This is a genomic window from Draconibacterium sp. IB214405 (assembly GCF_033963885.1).
In the GTDB taxonomy this organism is placed as follows: Bacteria; Bacteroidota; Bacteroidia; order Bacteroidales; family Prolixibacteraceae; genus Draconibacterium.
This window is the reverse complement of the sequence record NZ_JAXBMA010000004.1, coordinates 398,557-418,206: the sequence shown is the minus strand read 5'-3', so window position 1 is coordinate 418,206 and position 19,650 is coordinate 398,557. Positions and strand designations below refer to the sequence as shown.

Sequence of the window (19,650 nt, the reverse complement as noted above, 5' to 3'; positions counted from 1 at the left end):
TCATTAATTCCCCGATGGTTCGGTTGGCATTAAGGCCATTAATTTATCCAAAACGCCCTGGTAGTGTTCAACCATTGCTTCGGCAGTTTCAAGAGTCGGATTTTCAAACATTTCAGCCAGGTAGGGGAAGCGGCTTAAATCGAGATTCGGATTATTGGCATAAGCATAATCTGATATCTGCTGAATGGCTTCTTCTACCGATTGTGCCTGCGCTGCACCACTCTTTTGCACCATCAGTGCATTGGCAGTAGGTGAGGTTGTAATGGTGTTTACCGCCTGACTACTATTTCCACTCATTGCATAAAGTTGAGGCGTGTAATTTGGATTAACTTCGGCGAGTGCCAACTGCATATCGTTTAACATGCCCTGCATATTTTCAATTACTCCAACCAGGTCGTTTGAGTTGATTCCAACCGCAGTATTTACGTAGGAGAAAAGTTCTTTCCCGTCCGACTCGCTCCAGGCAGTGCCAATTATACGTGCATAGTCGCCTACAGCCATATTTTGTGGCGAAACTGCTATTGCCATTCCATCCTGATTGCCCGATGGAAGTATATAATCGCCTTTTTTTGCTTCGCCGATCACTTTTACCGGAACCTGACCCATAAATGCAACTCTTTCATATTTTTTTGTATTCGTGCTGTCGGGCATTGCTCCAATTACGGTTGGATTATTGGTTATAACCATGTATTTTTCGGCTCGTTTAAACTCTTTCGAGATAACTCCTCCTTTAACTCCAACTACCTCGCCATAGGTTAAAAACTCGTTCACATCTTCTTTTTCGAGCCATTCGGCGTAGTCGGCCCCTCCGGATTCAAAGGCAACACCAAGTCCTACAGTATTAAATATTTCAAAAATTCCCCACTGAATTGATTCTGCAATAACATCAACACCTGACCATACAACGTCGTCAATATCTCCAAAGGCAGCAACACCGGCCAGTGCTCCAACACAGTTAACACCAAAAACAATAACTGATTTGGTAAAACTAACGCCAATGCCGTATAATTCAACAGCATATTCACTGGTGAAATCAATTCCATCGGCCTCTATATCTAGTGGTTGAGCTCCACTTTGATCACCCTGGGCATCAAGAGGCGTATCAGGAAAAGGTCCGGTGATGGAAAAAGGTTCCGGTTCTAAAATCCCGTAAATCACGCTTAAAGCCAGACCTACCAACCCAGAATTGCCTTCAATTCTCCCTTTTGCACTCCCCTGGTTATCAAAAAAAGTGATGAAATTGTCTTGTCGCGATGGAAGAAATTGGGTCGATTTTATTCCAATCCCGTGTTTACTTCCTTCAATGCGAAGTGCATAATCACTATATTTCTCCGCATCTCCAACAGGTTTGTCATAGTTGATAGTAATCTGGCCATTAGCAGCTAATGTGCTGTTAAGTGTTGTTTTCCCTGAAACACTCAACGTGCCGTCAACTGCAGTGTTTTTTAGTGTTGATTTGCCTGCTACATTAAGTTTACCATCTACATCCAGATCTCCGGTGAGATGAGTTTTACTCCCATTATTTACATTAAGTGGGTTATTTAAATTAGTTGTTCCACCTACAGTTAAGTTTCGGTTGAGCGTAGTATTGCCATCAACCAGTAAGTTATTATTGAGTGTGGATACTCCGTCAACTTCCAGCGTGTTTTTAAGCTGTGTGGCACCTTCCACGTCAAGTGCTCCGGTTAACAGAGTAGGACTGTAATTTGTAACAGTAAACGCACCGTTGTTTTGCGTTTCGCCGCTTTCGGTATTCAGATAAACGTTACGTTTCACCGTTAAATCTTCGCCAACTTCAAGGCTTTTTGTAAGGTTGATATCTCCGTTGCTCTGAATCCGCAGGCGTTCTTCATAATCGGTAATAAACACCAAATCAGTAGCATCACTGGTTCCCAAAAAATCCTTTTCAGGATCGGTATTCGAGTTGCCGAAAAGCGACCATGTTTGTGCGTTTACTCCCGGAATTTTTCCATTTTTCTCCATTGGCGTTACAAGTGCGCTGGCAGTTTTGGCATGCAGCGCATAAGGCACAGATAGAAATTGTGAGGTTCCCATGTCGAGCCAGTTGCCAGCTTCGTTTTCTTTAATCATTACATTCAGGTAATGCGATTGACTTTCCCAATGAATGTCTTCAAAAGCATTGCCCGAGAGGTTCGTTCCGGTGCCAATTACAAGTACAAACATCCCGTAATCGTTGGTTACCACATCGTGGGCAGCTTCCCAAACAATACTGCCGTTTGCTGAACCTTCAAGGATTGTAATTTTGATTTCCAGCGTTTCGTTCGAAAGAATTTCGCCATTGCTGTTTCGCGCTTCCGCCTGGTAAATTATACCTTCGGGAGCCTGCGCGAATCCATAGTTCGCTGATAGAAGAATTATAACTGCTATAATTCCAAGTGAAGTAAAGACCCTTTTCATTTTTTATCGGTTTTTAGGTTTTAGAATTTGTGTTGAGTGTTGTTGAAAACACCATCAACAATATTATGATTTATAGCCCTAAAACGTCGAAATTTTGGAGTGACAAAATATGTACAAAAGAGAAAAAACTGGTATTTTGAACGGCTATGAGATAGTAACTCAGAAAAGAAGAGGAGTGTGTTTAACCAATATTTGCAATGATAGTTGAAATGTTTTCCGAAGAATTCAGTTTCATTTTTTTTCGTAAGCGAGCACGGGCAACATTAATCGTATTTATACTTTTTCCGGTAATCTGACTGATTTCTTTTGTTGAAAGATTAAGTTTTATAAACGCACAAACCTTTCGTTCGTTGGCTGTTAGATCGGGATATTTTTCGTTTAACGATTCGTAAAACCGGGGATGGACATTTTTAAAATGAAGTTCAAATTCAGGCCAGTTGTTGTTATGGTGATTGGTTCGGAGGCTCGAAAGCATCCTGTCGATATCCGGTTTTGCAGCTTCGCCTGATTTTAACTGCTGAAGTTCGTCAATCAGTTTTTCAATTAGTTGTTCCTTCTCTGAAACAAGAATGGCTTTGCTTACCAGGTTCCTGTTTTTCTGATCTATTGTTGAGTTCAGCTCATTAATTTCAATTGTTTTACGCAGATATTCCGTTTCAATTTGTGCATTTTTTAACAGTGCTTTTGTTTTGGTGAGTTTGTTTTTGTGATGCATATAATTTACCGAAATTGTAAAGAAAATCAGTTCCAGAGAAAAACCTGCCTGGTAATAAAAAACATGAAACGGACTGTATTTTATAAAGTCGGTGACAATGCTTGCAAACCCGCCAATAACAATAAATTGTGTACCGATAAAAACAACTTTAGCCGTTGTTGATACCTTGCGAAAGAATACGAAAAAGAAGCCAATCAGTAAGAAAATGTTCACAAAAAGGAAGAGGTCGTTTAGCTTCGCGCTTAGCAGGTAGTTGTTGCGCGATATCACATAAATTATGCAGGCACAAACGAAAGTAACAAGTGCAAACTTTTTTAGGAAACCCCGTGCATTAGGAACATTTTCCTCCCTTAGTAATTCATTAAGGAACAGCGCATAAATGGGGATATGAAAAGCAAGGTTAAAGATGAGGTATAGATCAAACTTTGGGTAATTCGATAACACCGAACGCTCTAAAATTTGGGCATAACTCAGGAAGAAAATTGTCATGATGGCCAGGTAGGTAATATACCAGAAATAAAGCCGCTCGTGCGAAAGAATAAATAGAATCAGGTTTAAAAGGAAAACGATAAAAATGGCACCGGCGAAAATACTTTGCACATCGGTATTGAATGAAATGAACCGGTTAAAAGTATCGTCGGAGAGGATGGAAACATTTAGATCGTCAATAAGCTCCATTTCTTTGTCGGCCTTGATAAAAAGTGTCGTTGTGCTGTTTCCCGACATCCTGAATGGTAGTATGTCCTTAAAAAGTCCCTTTACCGCTCTTTCTTTTGCAGGTACCAAAGTGCCACTTTTTGCGCTTACTACTGTGCTGTCCGGGTCAAGTTGGAAAACTTCCGCCCGCGAAAAGTAATTGTAAAAGTGAATATACGATTGATCGGATTCTAATTCAGAATTAAGAATCTCAACTTTAAACCAGTATGTTTTATTCAGATGAAGTTTTTCGCCCTCATAATCGGAAAATTTTTCAGGACTTATTTTTTGTATTTCCGAAAACTCCAGACCGGAACTGTCATTTAAAATTAAGAATTCAGCGATCGGGTCGGGTAAAAGTGGGGGATTGTTTTTATCCGCGAGGGCCGTAACCGAAATCAACAGAAGACTGAATATAATAATAGAATAAGATCGTACTGTTCGTAAAAACATCTGGTTTGCGCTGAATGTTATTTGCTAAAAACGCCTTGGTTAGCGGCTGTAATTTGATGTAATTTACTAATATTAAGTTTGATAGGGAAGTTTTAAGTAAGAATTATAATAAATATATAATTAATCTAAATTGGCGGAAGGAAACATGAGAGAAGGTGGATTCTCATTTTATTCATGCAAAAAAATGCCACCTCCCAAAAAAGGAGATGGCATTTCGTTTTATTGTAACAGTTGTTTTTTACATGCTCTTAATTTCGCTCACCAAACTGGTAATCGATTTTTTAGCATCGCCAAACAACATGCGTGTTTTGTCGTTAAAGAACAGGAAGTTTTCGATACCTGCATAACCTTTACCCATTCCACGTTTCATGATAATGATGTTTTTGGCCAGGTGTGCATCGATAATTGGCATTCCGTAAATCGGGCTGCTCGGATCGTCGTAGGCAGCCGGGTTTACCACGTCGTTGGCACCAATCACAATTGCCACGTCAACATTTGGCATATCAGGATTAATGTCGTCCATTTCTACCAGTTGTTCGTATGGTACGTCGGCTTCTGCCAATAAAACGTTCATGTGGCCAGGCATACGACCTGCAACCGGGTGAATGGCGTATTTTACTTCAACACCCTTACTTTCCAGTAACGAATCCAACTCGTGTGCAATGTGCTGAGCCTGAGCTACCGCCAAACCGTATCCCGGAATTACAACTACTTTTTGCGAGTAGCTTAAAAGAACAGCAGCGTCGCTTAAGGTAATTTCTTTGATACTTCCCTGTTCGCGGTCGGCAGCAGCGCCACCTCCACCAAATGCACCAATAATTACGTTAATCAGCGAGCGGTTCATTGCACGACACATCTGAATGGTTAGGATTGTACCGGCAGCTCCAACCAAAATTCCACCCAAAATCATGGCTTCATTCTGATAGATAAAACCGGCCATAGCCGCTGCAATACCTGTTAACGAGTTCAGTAATGAAATAACTACAGGCATATCGGCACCTCCAATTGGCATTACAAAACTAACTCCATAAATAATGCTTAATACCAGCAGACCGTAAACAAGGTAAGAAATCGTGGTTTGATCGAATCCTCCAAACAGAACCAGTAGAATGATGGCTACAATAAGCAACATAAAGAACAGGTTCAGGTAGGTCATAAATTTGGCAAAAATATCGCCCACTTTACCATCCAGTTTACCATAGGCAACCATACTACCACTAAAGGCAATACTACCTACAACCAAACCGAGCAAAGTAACCAAAAGTGCCTGGTTTGGGTTTTTTGTAAACTCGATTAAAGCCACAGCCGCTGATGCCGCACCTCCGGTAGCATTAAAGAAAGATACCATTTGAGGCATGGCCGTCATTTTTACTTTTCGGGCCATAACGGTTCCAACAACTGCACCGGCTGCAATAATCAGGATCACCGCACCGGCATTGGCCAAAGAAATTCCTTCGCCGGCAGCATCTTTATTTAATAGTAGCGTGGTGATCATTGGAAGGATCATACCAGAGGCAGCCCAGAAATTACCTTTTCGGGCGGTGGCAGGATTACTCTCAAGTTTCAGCCCGATAACAAACATAATGGCTGAAAGAAGATAACTGTATTCCAGAACAACTTGTCCCGGCATTAATGTATTTAGTAATATCATAGCGTTCATCGTTATTTTTTCTTCTTTTTAAACATTTCGAGCATGCGGTCTGTAACAACAAATCCTCCTGCCACGTTAAGTGTAGCCATAAACAGGGCAATTGCACCCAGTATCCACTCGAAAGTAGATGACGCGTGACCAACAAGGATAATTCCTCCGATAATAATTACACCGCTAATTGCATTGGCTCCCGACATTAGGGGAGTGTGCAATACCGATGGAACGTTAGAAATTACCTCGAATCCAAGAAATATCGATAACACTATAATGAATATCGTATCTTTATTTTCGGTTAAAAAAGTTAATATACTTTCCATAATTTATTCATTTATTTTGTTTCGATAACTGATTTAACACGTTCGTTGTAAATCTCTTTTGCATGCGTAATGCAGGTTCCTTTTACAATATCGTCTTCAAAATTCAGGTTTAATTCACCTTCTTCTCCAATCATCAGTTTCATAAAGTTCAACACGTTTTTGCCAAACATACGGCTTGCATCAATTGGTTTTTGTGCCGGATAATTTGATTGTCCGATAATGGAAACTCCGTTGTGAACTACAACTTCGTCGTTTTTGGTGAGTTCGCAGTTTCCGCCTGTAGATGCTGCAAGGTCGATAATTACCGATCCCGGTTTCATTGCATCAACAGCTACTTTCGGAATTAAAAGCGGAGCCTTACGTCCCGGAATTTGCGCGGTACAAATAACCACATTCGATTTTGATGCAACTTCGTTGATCTTTTCCTGCTGTTTCTTTTTGAACTCTTCGGTTTGTTCAACTGCATAACCTCCGGCAGCTTTGTCTTCGGTGGCACCTTCCACTTCAACAAACTTACCGCCCAAACTCATTACCTCTTCTTTTACTGCCGAACGCACATCGAAAACCTGTACCTGTGCACCCAGTTTTCGCGAGGTTGCAATGGCTTGCAATCCTGCAACACCGGCACCCAGAATAAGTACGTTGGCCGGACGAATGGTACCCGCGGCTGTCATAAACATTGGGAAGAATGTTGGTAGTTTTGTTGCTGCCTCCAATACTGCCATGTAACCCGAAACGGTTGCCATCGACGATAAAATATCCATGGCTTGAGCACGTGTGGTACGTGGAATCAGATCGAGGCTAAATGTTGTAATTCCCTTGTCGAGGAATGTTTTTACCAGCGCGGTATCCCAAAGCGGGTTAAACGCACTAATCCAAACCTGAGAATCTTTAATTCTCCCGGTGTCACCGTCAGCAGGTGGCTGAATTTGCAGCAGAACTTCGGCTTTGGCAAACACATCATCGCGCGAAACTGTTTTTGCACCAACGGCTTCATAATCAGCATCAGTGGCGTAGGCTGTTTCTCCGGCTCCCTTTTCAACCAATACCTCAACTTTCAGATCGGTAAAAGTTTTTACAGTTTCCGGAAGTAAAGCGACACGTGTTTCCTTACCGTGTTCCTTTAATAATCCAAGAATCATAAAATTTGATTTAGATATTTAATTTGAAAACAAATCTATAAAATAATATTTACCGTGTTCGTACACGGAAATGGGTATTCTTATGATTTATAACAGTTTCTTTTATAACACAGGTCACTGACGAGAAATGTTTAGCACGTTTCATCGCCACCGAATTGATTTTATGCTGTTTGTTATGCGTTTAATCCGAACAAATCGAATGGTGGTTTTACGAACTGCTCGTTAAACAAAAAGTAGGTGAGTACGATAAAAGCTGCAAAACCAACAACAATGAATAAATGTGACCAGTTGGTTTTCTGAATGTCGTGTCGTGATTTAATATCGCAAACTTCGCCCGGACAATACTGAACTTTGTCTTTAAAAAATAAAGGATAAAATTTACATCCGAGGCAAATTCCAAACACGGCTTCGAAAAACAAAAATACCAGGCAGACCATACAGATAAGACCGGTTATGGGACTGTACGAATTTACAATTACGGCCAAAACCAACATGGTAGTAGCCAGTGCAATTCCAATTTTCCATGCAAATTTCTTTTGACGTGCCCCAACATATTCTGGCGTTTGGTTACGTACGATCCACCGTCCTAGAATGAGTGTTGGTGAATATTTTGGGTTGATCAACACACGAATTAACATGTCGGTAAGGAAAACGATAATAGCATATTTTAAGGGCGTAAAATTTCCTTGTGTGGCTTGTTGAATAGAAATAAACATCAACATAAAAAGCATACCTGCTGCGGCACGAATTTCTCTTTCGTTTAAAACCGGGATGGTGTAACCCTCAACGTTTTCTCCAAATTGAACGATCTTACTCATTGCGTTTTAATTAATTGGTTAATAGTTGTTTTCAATTTTTTTTGTGGCATATTTTGAACCACAGCCAATATAACAAAACGATTTTTAATTGGTTTAACGGAAGGAGTACGTTAACATTCTATTGACCTCCGCCGAGAGGATAATGTAACTAAAAGAAGAATTAAGCTTTCCGAACTGTATCAACATAGAGTTTTTCCACCTTTTCGCGTGCCCACGGAGTTTTGCGTAGAAACTTGAGACTGGATTTTAAGCTGGGATTATTCCGGAATGAATTGATATGTATGATATCACCCAATTCCTCCCAACCATAGTAGCTTACCAGGAACACTAAAATCGCCTCAAGAGTTTTTCCGTGCAGCGGATTGTTGGGTTGTTTCTCAGGCTCTTTGTGTGCGTTTCGTTCCATATTAAACTACCGTAATTAATTGTTCTTCTTTTTCAATCAGTTGCCCGAATGGCGTTGCCTGAATGTTGAACTTCGCAAGACAAGCTTCCACTTTCGAAAGTGCTTCCGGTTCAACAGCCAGTAATAAACCTCCACTGGTTTGCGGATCGCATAAAATGTTTTTGTAGCTGTCTTTTTTCATCGAAACATGATGACCGTAACTGTCCCAGTTGCGCAGGGTACCGCCCGGAATACAATTTTGTTCCAGATAAGGTTGAAGCATTGGCAGTGTTGGAATTTTATCGTGTTCAATGTGTGCCGAAAGCTTGCTGCCTTCGCACATTTCGGTGAGGTGCCCTAATAATCCAAAACCTGTTACATCGGTCATGGCTTTTAAGCCTTCTATTTTAGCCAGTTCAAAACCGGGAGTATTTAACTGGCACATCAATTCGGGTGCTGTTTGTTCGTGCTCACTTGCCAGAACACCTTTTTTCTGAGCTGTGGTTAAAATGCCAACTCCCAGTGGTTTGGTTAATAACAGTTGACAACCTTTGGTAGCGGTGTCGTTTTGTTTTATGTTTTTTAAATCAACCTGTCCGGTAACTGCCAAGCCAAAAATCGGCTCAGGACTGTCGATACTGTGTCCGCCGGCCAAACTTATTCCCACTTCTTTACAAACCTGACGGCCGCCTTCAACGACTTCGCGGGCAATTTCAGGCGCCAGTTTATTTATTGGCCAGCCCAAAATGGCAATGGCCAAAATTGGTTTTCCGCCCATGGCAAAAACATCGCTAATGGCGTTGGTGGCGGCAATCCGTCCAAAAGTAAACGGATCGTCAACAATGGGCATAAAAAAGTCGGTGGTGCTGATTATGGCAGTGCCGTTGCCCAAATCCAATACGGCTGCATCGTCGCGGCTATCGTTGCCAACCAACAAATTGGGTTGAATTCCCATGTCGAGTTTAGTCTCAAGAATAGTACTTAAAACTTTAGGAGAAATCTTGCAGCCACAACCGGCTCCGTGGCTATACTGGGTGAGCTTTATATTTTTTATTTCTGATGGATTCATAAAATTCAACAATTGATTTACTAATTACTTTGGGAGAAATGGAGTCCCACATTAGGGTGAAAACCTCCTGATGATCTCGGTTGCGTAAGCCTCTCAGGTAATATTTGTCGTAATAAATCAGGCAGATCATTGCTACTTCGTAAAGTTCATTTCTTTCGAGGTGTTCCAGTGCCTTTTGGGTATTTAATCCTCCCAATCGTTTTTTTATGCGAAGAATGGAATCTTTCAGCATGGCTTTATCTGCAGCCGAATAATCACGAACTAAAAATTCTGCTCTTTCTTCCAGAGCAATATCAAGGAAAATAACCGGTTGACTGCGCATATTCTCAAAAAAGTTCATGGGGATATTTACCAAACCAATACGATGACTTTCGTCTTCAATCCAAATGGTTCTGCCGTAATCCAGATCTTTCCATTCCCAAAACAGGTCATTTTCAAACTGCTCGATGGTAGGCTGTTTACCGTCTCCGATTCGTCCGAAAGCCGAACCTTTGTGATTGGCCAGTCCTTCCAAATCGATAATTTGTTCGCCCAGCTCTTTTAACGCATATAAAATATGTGTTTTCCCACTGCCGGTATAACCTCCCAGAATACAAATTTTGGCTTCGGTTTTAAACGATTCCAGGGCATAATTTCTAAAAGCTTTGTAGCCACCGGTAATCACATAAACTTTTGAAAAACCGTTGTCGGAAAGGTGTTGGGCAAACGACCGCGAGCGCATTCCTCCGCGCCAGCAATGCACTGCAATAACACCATCGGGAGCCAGTTTACGCGATTCTGAAATGAACCATTCCAGCTTTGGCGTAACGTATTTGTAACCCAACTCAATGGCTTCCTCTTTTGATTGCTGAACATACACGGTTCCCACTGCTGCTCGTTCATCATTCGAGAACAAGGGAATGCTAAATGCGCCCGGTATGTGTCCTTTTTCGTACTCGCCCGGCGAGCGAACATCAACAAGCGGAACTTTAGTGGCTAATTGTATATAATCTGAAACACTGATTTCCTGTAACATGGGGACAAAGTTATTGATTCGGGCAATATTTCGGGAATAGAATGTGTATAATGTTAAAAAGTAGTTAGTAAGTATTGATTTGGCGGGTATAACCCAAAAGTTAAATTAACGTAATGATGGTATAATTACAAAGCTAAACCATTATGAATGAAACGTTAAAAGAGAAGATCAAACAATTTGTTTTACAAGATGTAAATGAATCAAAGGTGGTTGCCGTTTCCGATTCCTTCTGGCAGGGATTAAAAAATACGGGCACCGAACTTTGGCTCGACACCGGCGACATGGAGGAAGCCGAAAAAAACTGGTCGGCCGAAATGACCGCTTTAACCACCAACAACACACTCGTAAACAACGAAATTCAGAAAGGAATTTACGACGATTTTGTTGAGCAGGCCGTTGAAATCGTAAAAGACCTGCCGATAGAAGAACAAATTGTTGAGATCGCGTTTATTCTGAATGCCCGACACGGTATCCGGCTGGCTAAAAAGTTTGGAGGCTTTGTCAGTGTTGAACTCCACACCAACACAGCGTACGATTTTGATGCGATTGTTGATTATGGATTGCGCTATTTTTCCATTTGCCCCGATCAGTTTATAGTAAAGGTTCCGTACACCGCAACCGGTTTATTGGGCGCTCGAAAACTTCGTGAACTTGGCGTGAAGATCAATTTTACGCTTGAGTTTTCGGCCCGGCAAAATGCAATGGTGGCAGCTATAACCAAACCCAATTATTGCAATGTATTTCTTGGTAGAATAGGAGCGTACATAAAAGATAATGAATTGGGAAGTGGCAGTGGCGCCGGCGAGCGGACAGTTATCTCAACAGAGCATATTGTTACTGAATTAACCAAAAACAATGAAACACCAACCAAATTAATCGCAGCCAGTTTACGTCATTATTCACAGTTGGATTCTTTGGCCGGTACCGATGTGTATACCATGCCAACAAAGGTTGCTGCCGAAGGAAAAACAAATATGGATGGTAACTTTCAATCGAAATTGAACGAGGTTTACCCGGTTGATTTAACCGACGATGCTGCCAGGTATTTTCCTGAAAAATTGTGGGAGGTGAGCGAAAAAGAACTGGAACTGGCCAAAAGTCTGGATGCCAATCTTCCAAAAAATGAAAATGAGTTGATCGACCGGGTACACGAGGCGGGTTGCGGCGATTTGTTTCCATACCTCAGCGAAAAGGACTATAAATTTATTGCCGACGATGGTAAAATACCGAATCATCAGCGTTGGGCCGATCGAATTGCAAGTGGAGAACTGGCAATTGATACACTATTAAACCTGGCTGGACTGGCAAGTTTTACTGCCGATCAGGCTGCTTTGGACGACCGTATCAGAAGAATAATTGGCGGCTAATTATAGTTTTAGTTCTTCCAGCAATTCAATATAACGTTCAATCCCGGCAATAATTTCGCTTTTGTGAATGTACTCATCCGCAGTGTGCGAACGCGCCGAATCGCCAGGTCCCATTTTTACTGATAAGAATGGAATAATCGCCTGATCCGAAGTGGTTGGCGAACCGTAAATATTAATGCCTTTTTGTTTCACCAACAATGCAAAAGGGTGATGCGCCGAAATACCCGATGAGTTTAAACGAACAGAACGTGGTTTTACTTCCGATTCGATGTGTTGGCTGATAATTTCAGCGGCCTCTTTGTTGGTGTAATGTTCGTTGGTGCGCACATCAACCACAAAATGGCAAACATCCGGAACAACGTTGTGTTGTGTCCCGGCCTCAATCTGGGTAACCGAAAGTTTAACTTTTCCGAGCACTTCTGAAACTTTATCGAATTCGAAATTGCGAAGCTTGTCAATGTCGTCCATTGCTTTGTATAAGGCGTTTTCTCCTTCTTCGCGTGCGGCATGTCCCGATTTTCCATGGGTATAACAATCCAACACCAATAAACCTTTCTCGGCAATGGCCAGCTCCATTTTGGTGGGCTCGCCAATTATGGCAAATGTAATCGGAGAAACCTCCGGGATAACGATTTCCATTCCACGTCGGCCTGAAATTTCTTCTTCGGCAGTTGCAGCATAAACCAGGTTGTAAGGTAAATCTTCGCGTTCGTAAAAATGCACAAACGTTGCCAAAAGCGAAACAAGCGGACCGCCGGCATCGTTACTTCCCAATCCGAAGAGTTTATCTCCCTCTTCGATGGGTGCAAACGGATCTTTGGTGTAGCCTTTTGCCGGACGAACTGTATCGATATGCGAGTCGAGTAAAATTGTAGGCTTTTCTTCCGAATAGTATTTATTGTAAGCCCAGGTGTTGTTCTCCTTTGTATTAAACGCAATCCCTTCTTTTTCAAGAAAAGCACGCATAACCGCGGCAGCATTTTCCTCCTCTTTACTAAACGACTGCGTGGCAATCAGTGTTTTTAACAGCTCGATGTATTTTTCCATAGTTTATCTGTTGCAACGATGCAAAAGTGGTAAAAATTATCATATCGCAAATATGATTTCATTGATTTACTGAAACGTTGAGAGAATTTACCGGTTCGTTGAATATTTTTTTATTCGACTTTGCATCTGCTTTTCTTTGTTGTAAGCAATTAAAACAGAACACAATGAAAACGAGAATTATTATTGCAATTATGCTGTCCGTTTCGTTTTTGGGCGCTTGCCAGGAAAACGAACCGGAAGTTGTTGCACAGTTAAATCAATTGCCTGATATATCAGGCTACCCCATTGTTGGGACCAATCAATCTACCTCTTTCGATAATTTTTCAACCATTGATAAACCCGGGCCGGGCGAGCTTTTTTACGGGCAGAATTCCAATTATCCGGGGAATTCGCCAGCGTATACCGACAACGGCGATGGAACAGTAACGGACAATATTACCGGGTTAATGTGGCAGCAGTCGTTCGATCATAACAAAGACGGATCGATAGATTACAGCGACAAACTTACCTACGAAGAGATTCTTGATCTTGTTGATGAAGGTGCTTCTTTTGCGGGCTATGACGATTGGCGTTTGCCTTCAATAAAAGAGATGTATTCCCTCATTCTTTTTAGTGGAAGAGATATTAGTCCCCAAAGCACCTCAACGGGAAATTTGGTTCCGTTTATCGATAACGCAACCTTTGCCTTCGATTACGGCGACCTTAATGCAGGAGAGCGCCTTATTGATATGCAGTGTGCAACAACAACGGTTTATGATAGTGATGAGGTGAACTACATGCTGTTCGGAGTAAATTTTGCCGATGGCCGTATTAAAGCTTATGGAACTGAATTTCCGGGAGGTGATAAAAAAGCTTTCAACTACCTTTTGGTGCGTGGAAATACTTCGTATGGCAAGAATCAGTTTCAAGACAATGGAGATGGAACAATTTCTGATTTGGCAACCGGATTGATGTGGCAACAAAACGATAACGGAGAGGGAATACTTTGGCAGGATGCACTGACTTATGCCGAAGGGACGGACTTTGCCGGTTATTCCGACTGGCGCTTACCCGATGCCAAAGAATTACAAAGTATTGTGGACTACGAACGTTCGCCTGCAGCCACGGGATCAGCAGCAATAAATCCAATGTTTAGCTGCTCCGAAATTGTTAACGAAGCCGGACAGGATGATTTTCCATGGTACTGGAGCAGTACAACACATGCCAGTCAGCTGAGTGGCAGTGCTGCAGCTTATGTGGCATTTGGTCGCAGCCTGGGAAATATGTGGGGATGGATTGATATTCACGGAGCAGGTTCGCAACGCAGCGATCCAAAAGTTGGAAATCCGGAGGAATATGCCAATGGACGTGGACCGCAGGGAGATGCAATACGAATCTACAATTATGTGAGACTGGTAAGAAACATAAAATAGGTCTGAACACACACTGGTGAATCTTAACCAAGTGGTTTCTAAAGGGGAGATAGGGGTTTATCTTCCCTTTTTTCATCTGTTTATAACTGTTTATTTTTTGCAACAGATGGAACTCGCATGGTTATAATCATTCGCTTATATGTGAAGACTTTTTTATGCTCGTTTCATTGGTTATAGCCCATGAAAAAGTTAACCGGAGAAAAGGTTGATGAAAGAAATTAAACACTCAAATGTTGTTGCAGCCGATTCGTTGATAGAATCACCCGGTTTGTTGATTCGGATTGCGCAGCTCTTCAGTTATTGCTTGGTTTGTAGTACACATTCAAATCGTATAAAAACAAAAGGTAAAAATGAGGGATGACCGTACCCTTTTCTAGTTACAACCCAAAAGAGTTCAAAGGAGGACACCCCGTCCTCCTTGCTCTTTTACGATTGATTACTATATTTATTGAATTTGTTAATAGTGGTGTTAAAAATTACAAAATTAAGAAGTGTTGAATTATTGGTTAACATCATCGTTTGGGTGGTTGTTTTTTTGATGCCAATAGTGTTTTCCGGGGGCCAATCAATCCTTTGGCAAAGGGTATGGCTCGAATGGTTTCGTGTAATCCCTTTTCTACTCATTTTTCTGATCCATAATTATCTTCTCTTTCCATATTTTTTCAGAAGAAAAAAACATTGGTACTACTTCGCAATAACGATCGGAACCATTGTATTAGTTGCATACCTGAACTCAACTTTCGGACATATACTTCACGATCTTGTGGTTTCTCCCGAAACAATGAGACCTCGCAGCAATCCGGAAATGCTTCCGGGAATGCCGCCACCTTCCGGAGGACTGTACTCAGCAAGAATGATGCCTCCCAAGGACTTAAGGATTCTTGATGATCTGCTAATTTGCACCTTGGTGGTTGGATTTAATCTGGCAATAAAACTGGCTATTACCAAACAATTTGAGGAACAGAAGTTAAAAGATCTTCAAAAGGAAAAACTGGAAACTGAATTGGCATTCTTAAGAAACCAATTGAGCCCGCATTTTTTTATGAATACGCTGAATAATATTCATGCTTTAATTGATGTCAATTCCGGCGATGCAAAAGACTCTGTAATCCGGCTTTCGAAACTAATGCGCTATTTGCTTTACGAATCCGATGAAGAAAAAACATCGTTAAAAAAGGAAATCGAGTTCATCAAAAGTTATGTCGATTTGATGAAACTACGTTATACCGAAGAGGTAAAAATTGAGTTGTCTTTTCCTGAGAATATCCCCAGCGTAAAAATTCCTCCAATGCTTTTTACCTCGCTTTTGGAGAATGCGTTTAAACATGGAGTGAGTTATCAGAAAGATTCGTTTGTAAAAATTGCAGTTGAAACCGAAGACTTGTTTTTAATATTCAGAATTAGCAACACTAAAAACGGCAATACAAACCTTAAAAAGGAGTATAGCGGAATTGGTCTTGAAAATCTGAAAAAACGATTAGACCTTATTTACGGAACCAACTACAGTTTGATAAAAAACGAAACCGATACATTATTTGAGATCAGCATAAAACTACCCGTAAATGAATAAATTAAAGTGTATAGCAATCGACGATGAACCCCTCGCTTTAAAACAATTAGCGGCCTACATCAATGATGTCCCGTTTCTTGAATTGGCAGGGCAGTTTACAAGTGCTGTTAAAGCTTATGATTTGCTTGATGAGGAAACGATTGACCTGATGTTTGTTGATGTAAATATGCCCGATCTTAACGGTTTGGATTTTGTAAAAACCTTAAGCCAAAAACCACTTTTAATATTCACCACCGCCTACAGCGAATATGCCGTTGAAGGATTTAAGGTTAATGCCATTGATTATTTGTTAAAGCCGTTTTCCTTTGCCGAATTTTCCGGAGCAGCCCAAAAAGCACTAACCCAGTTTGAATTGTTAAATGGCGTAAAAAAGAACGATGAGCAGTTCGACAGTAACGACGATTATTTGTTTATCAAATCGGAATATAAACTGATACGCATCAACCTGGATGATATACAATTTATTGAAGGTATGAGGGAATATGTCCGGATTCATCAGGTTGATCAAAAACCTGTTATGACGCTTATGAGTATGAAAGCGCTCGAAGAAAAGTTGTCGCCAGCAAAATTTATGCGGATTCATCGCTCTTACATTGTAAACCTTGAGCGGGTACGTATCGTTGAGCGTTACCGGATTATTTTTGACGATAAAACAATTATTCCTGTTTCGGATAACTACAAGGAAAAATTCCAGGAGTTTTTAGATCAGAGTTTTATGGGATAATTACCTATTTGTTTAATGGCTTTTGAGTAGCGCAAACCAAACAGTTGAACACTAAAATTACTTCGCTTATATTTGTGCCTCAAAATAGACAAAGCTATGCATGAAATACTTTTCTGGATTATTATCGGAATTCTTGTTGTTGATTTTATTTTCGAAAAATACCTGTCGTACCTGAATACCACGACCATGAGCGACACCATTCCCGAAGAAGTGAAGGGAATTTACGACGAAGAGAAATACAAAAAACAACAGGCTTACCAGCGCGAAAATCATCGCTTCGGAATATTAACCAGCAGTTTTAGCATGGTCATAACTTTAGCCATGTTTCTGTTTTACGGCTTTGCACTAGTCGATGGCTGGGCATGGAGTATTTCCGGAAATGCGATTCTTGCAGCGCTTATATTTTTCGGAATCATCATGTTTGCGTCCGATATCATAAATACACCTTTTGAAATTTACGACACCTTTAAAATAGAGGAGAAATACGGTTTTAATAAAACCACTCCAAAAACATTTGTTTTCGACAAAGTGAAAGGATGGCTGGTAAGTGCACTAATCGGTGGCGGTTTGCTGGCATTGGTTATTTTTATTTACCAACTCACCGGAAGTATGTTTTGGATTTATGCCTGGATCGTTGTTTCAGCTTTTTCCATTTTTATGGCTATGTTTTACTCCAATCTGATTGTGCCGTTGTTTAATAAACAAACGCCGCTGGAAGAGGGCGAATTACGCGATGCCATCAGCGCTTTTGCACAGAAAGTGGGTTTTAAGCTGGATAACATTTTTGTGATCGACGGATCGAAACGCTCGACAAAAGCCAATGCATATTTTACCGGTTTGGGAGCTAAAAAACGAATAGTACTTTACGATACCTTGATAAACGACCTGAATACCGAAGAGCTGGTAGCTGTTTTAGCTCACGAAATTGGCCACAACAAAAAGAAACACGTGGTGCAGGGACTATTGATCGGTTTGGTCCAAACGGCTATCGTTTTGTTTGTTTTTGGATTGCTGATCAACAGTCCGGTTTTAAGTGCGGCATTGGGAGTTGCTGAACCCAACTTTCATATCGGGATGGTTGCTTTTGGTGTGTTATATTCGCCTATTTCATTTTTTACCGGCATTTTTATGAATGTTCTTTCGCGGAAAAACGAATACCAGGCCGACCGTTTTGCTGCCGAAAACTATAAACCGGAAGCGCTTGGATCGGCTTTAAAAAAGCTGTCGATCAATAACCTGAGTAATTTAACTCCCCATAAAACCTTTGTGTTCTTTCATTACTCGCACCCAACCTTATTGCAGCGTTTAGCGTTTTTAAAAACGTTTGAGAAATAGAAAGGGCAGTCGTGACTTTACAGTTTAAAGTTGTTGAACTGTTGAATTGCGAAGTCGTCAACTCCATGCTTTTCCTTTGTGAAAATCATGCTTAGGAAGTGAAGGAATACGATTGCGCTATTGCGGGAAATATCAAGTCTTATTATTGTTAACTTTGCGTACCAGAAAACAGCACGCAATTTTTCGACGGTGCACCTATAAATTGAAAAATGAAAGCAGAAATAATTACCATCGGCGATGAAATACTGATCGGACAAATTGTTGATACTAACTCGGCCTGGATGGGCGAGCAATTCAACCTCAATGGTATTGAAATTTACCAGATTACTTCGGTTCACGATGATCACGATCATATTATGCGTGCCATAAAGAACGCAGAGGAACATACCGATTTGGTGGTAATTACCGGTGGATTAGGACCAACAAAAGACGACATTACCAAACACACACTTTGCGAGTATTTTAACACAAAACTTGTTTTTCACGCGCCCACATTAAAAACTATTTACGAGCGTTTTAAGCACCGTGGAATTGACATGAACAAGATGAATCGCGATCAGGCGATGTTGCCTGAGTCGTGCACCATTTTGTACAATAAAATGGGAACCGCTCCGGGAATGTGGTTCGAAAAAAACGACACTATTTTCGTGTCGATGCCGGGTGTGCCTTTTGAAATGAAATACCTGGTCGAGTTCGAACTTTTACCACGATTACGCGAAACCGGACGAACAAAAGCGATCTTCCATAAAACGGTATTAACACAGGGAGTTCCGGAGTCGATGCTGGCCGAACGAATTGCCGATTGGGAGGAGGCGCTGCCAAAGCATATAAAGCTGGCTTATTTACCCAATCCAATGTCGGTGAGGCTGCGACTTTCTGCAATGGGAAGCGATGTTGAAGTCTTAAAGGTGGACGTTGAAAAGGAAATTGAAAAGCTTCAAAAAATAATACCAGAGGCAATTTTCGGATATGATAATGAAACCCTCGCGGAGGTAATTGGCCGCGAGTTGGTGGATCAAAACAAAAAACTGGCTGTCGCCGAAAGTTGTACCGGCGGTTATATTTCACACCTTATTACTTCTGTTTCCGGAAGTTCGGCCTACTACAATGGCTCGGTTACGTCGTATTCCAACGAAATGAAACAAAAGTTGCTCGGGGTTAGTCGTGAGAACCTGGAAAAATACGGTGCAGTCAGCGAGCAGGTGGCGCGTGAAATGGTTGAGGGAGTAAAACGGGTGATGAATGCCGATTATGCTGTGGTAACAACAGGAATTGCAGGGCCAACAGGCGGAACCGAGGAAAAACCGGTTGGTACGGTGTGGATTGCCGTTTCGGGGCCTGAGAAAACCTTAGTTGAGAAGTACACCTTTGTTGGCGATCAGCGCGATCGAAACATTGTTCGCTCCGGACAGACAGCTTTACAATTGCTAAGAAGAATGGTGCTTGGCGAGCTATGATTTTCAGTTTCATGCTTCCGTCTTCAATCTTCCAACTTTTTAACAACTTCTAACGTTCT

The 19,650-nt window shown here is 41.3% G+C and carries 16 protein-coding genes; 6 read left to right on the top strand and 10 right to left on the bottom strand.

Features of this window, described 5'->3' with window-relative positions:
• Positions 1–3: 3 nt before the first annotated feature.
• The 9 genes from SLH46_RS14270 to mnmH form a co-directional block, all read right to left on the bottom strand.
• The gene (locus SLH46_RS14270) at positions 4–2,418 is read right to left on the bottom strand and encodes a hypothetical protein (protein ID WP_320281881.1); all 2,415 of its coding nucleotides are present in this window, start codon (positions 2,416–2,418) and stop codon (positions 4–6) included.
• Positions 2,419–2,599: 181 nt separating this feature from the next.
• On the bottom strand, positions 2,600–4,282 hold the full coding sequence (locus tag SLH46_RS14265) for a 7TM diverse intracellular signaling domain-containing protein (protein WP_320281880.1): 1,683 nt from the start codon (positions 4,280–4,282) through the stop codon (positions 2,600–2,602).
• Positions 4,283–4,520: 238 nt separating this feature from the next.
• Positions 4,521–5,933: an NAD(P)(+) transhydrogenase (Re/Si-specific) subunit beta gene (locus SLH46_RS14260; RefSeq protein WP_320281879.1), complete on the bottom strand. Its 1,413-nt coding sequence runs from the start codon at positions 5,931–5,933 to the stop codon at positions 4,521–4,523.
• 11 nt (positions 5,934–5,944) lie between these two features.
• The gene (locus tag SLH46_RS14255) at positions 5,945–6,250 is read right to left on the bottom strand and encodes an NAD(P) transhydrogenase subunit alpha (RefSeq protein ID WP_319481643.1); all 306 of its coding nucleotides are present in this window, start codon (positions 6,248–6,250) and stop codon (positions 5,945–5,947) included.
• 11 nt (positions 6,251–6,261) lie between these two features.
• The gene (locus SLH46_RS14250) at positions 6,262–7,392 is read right to left on the bottom strand and encodes a Re/Si-specific NAD(P)(+) transhydrogenase subunit alpha (protein WP_320281878.1); all 1,131 of its coding nucleotides are present in this window, start codon (positions 7,390–7,392) and stop codon (positions 6,262–6,264) included.
• A 173-nt stretch (positions 7,393–7,565) separates the two neighbouring features.
• Positions 7,566–8,210, bottom strand: a complete 645-nt coding sequence (locus SLH46_RS14245) for a DUF4395 domain-containing protein (RefSeq protein WP_320281877.1) — start codon at positions 8,208–8,210, stop codon at positions 7,566–7,568.
• Positions 8,211–8,370: 160 nt separating this feature from the next.
• Positions 8,371–8,616 (bottom strand): VF530 family protein, encoded by a 246-nt coding sequence (locus tag SLH46_RS14240; protein WP_320281876.1) that lies wholly within the window; start codon positions 8,614–8,616, stop codon positions 8,371–8,373.
• A 1-nt stretch (position 8,617) separates the two neighbouring features.
• Entirely contained in the window at positions 8,618–9,664 is a 1,047-nt protein-coding gene (gene selD, locus SLH46_RS14235) for a selenide, water dikinase SelD (protein ID WP_320281875.1), read from the bottom strand.
• Positions 9,621–10,679, bottom strand: a complete 1,059-nt coding sequence (gene mnmH, locus SLH46_RS14230) for a tRNA 2-selenouridine(34) synthase MnmH (protein ID WP_320281874.1) — start codon at positions 10,677–10,679, stop codon at positions 9,621–9,623. The genes selD and mnmH overlap by 44 nt, the downstream gene beginning before the upstream one ends.
• Before the next feature lie 143 nt (positions 10,680–10,822).
• Here mnmH and SLH46_RS14225 point away from each other — a divergent pair, with 143 nt between their 5' ends.
• Positions 10,823–12,046 (top strand): transaldolase family protein, encoded by a 1,224-nt coding sequence (locus SLH46_RS14225; RefSeq protein WP_320281873.1) that lies wholly within the window; start codon positions 10,823–10,825, stop codon positions 12,044–12,046.
• On the opposite strand, the gene SLH46_RS14220 is transcribed toward SLH46_RS14225, so the two are convergent.
• Positions 12,047–13,093 carry a M20 family metallo-hydrolase gene (locus SLH46_RS14220; protein WP_320281872.1) on the bottom strand — a complete coding sequence of 349 codons (1,047 nt, stop codon included), beginning with the start codon at positions 13,091–13,093 and terminating at the stop codon, positions 12,047–12,049.
• 164 nt (positions 13,094–13,257) lie between these two features.
• Between SLH46_RS14220 and SLH46_RS14215 the strand changes: the two genes are divergently transcribed.
• The 5 genes from SLH46_RS14215 (at position 13,258) to SLH46_RS14195 (ending at position 19,591) form a co-directional block, all read left to right on the top strand.
• On the top strand, positions 13,258–14,505 hold the full coding sequence (locus SLH46_RS14215) for an Lcl C-terminal domain-containing protein (RefSeq protein WP_320281871.1): 1,248 nt from the start codon (positions 13,258–13,260) through the stop codon (positions 14,503–14,505).
• 781 nt (positions 14,506–15,286) lie between these two features.
• Positions 15,287–16,075, top strand: a complete 789-nt coding sequence (locus SLH46_RS14210) for a sensor histidine kinase (RefSeq protein WP_320281870.1) — start codon at positions 15,287–15,289, stop codon at positions 16,073–16,075.
• Positions 16,068–16,799: a LytR/AlgR family response regulator transcription factor gene (locus SLH46_RS14205; protein WP_320281869.1), complete on the top strand. Its 732-nt coding sequence runs from the start codon at positions 16,068–16,070 to the stop codon at positions 16,797–16,799. The genes SLH46_RS14210 and SLH46_RS14205 overlap by 8 nt, the downstream gene beginning before the upstream one ends.
• Positions 16,800–16,895: 96 nt before the next feature.
• Positions 16,896–18,134, top strand: coding sequence for a M48 family metallopeptidase (locus SLH46_RS14200; RefSeq protein ID WP_320281868.1), 1,239 nt, complete (start codon positions 16,896–16,898; stop codon positions 18,132–18,134).
• Positions 18,135–18,343: 209 nt separating this feature from the next.
• Positions 18,344–19,591, top strand: coding sequence for a competence/damage-inducible protein A (locus tag SLH46_RS14195; protein ID WP_320281867.1), 1,248 nt, complete (start codon positions 18,344–18,346; stop codon positions 19,589–19,591).
• Positions 19,592–19,650 lie beyond the last annotated feature (59 nt).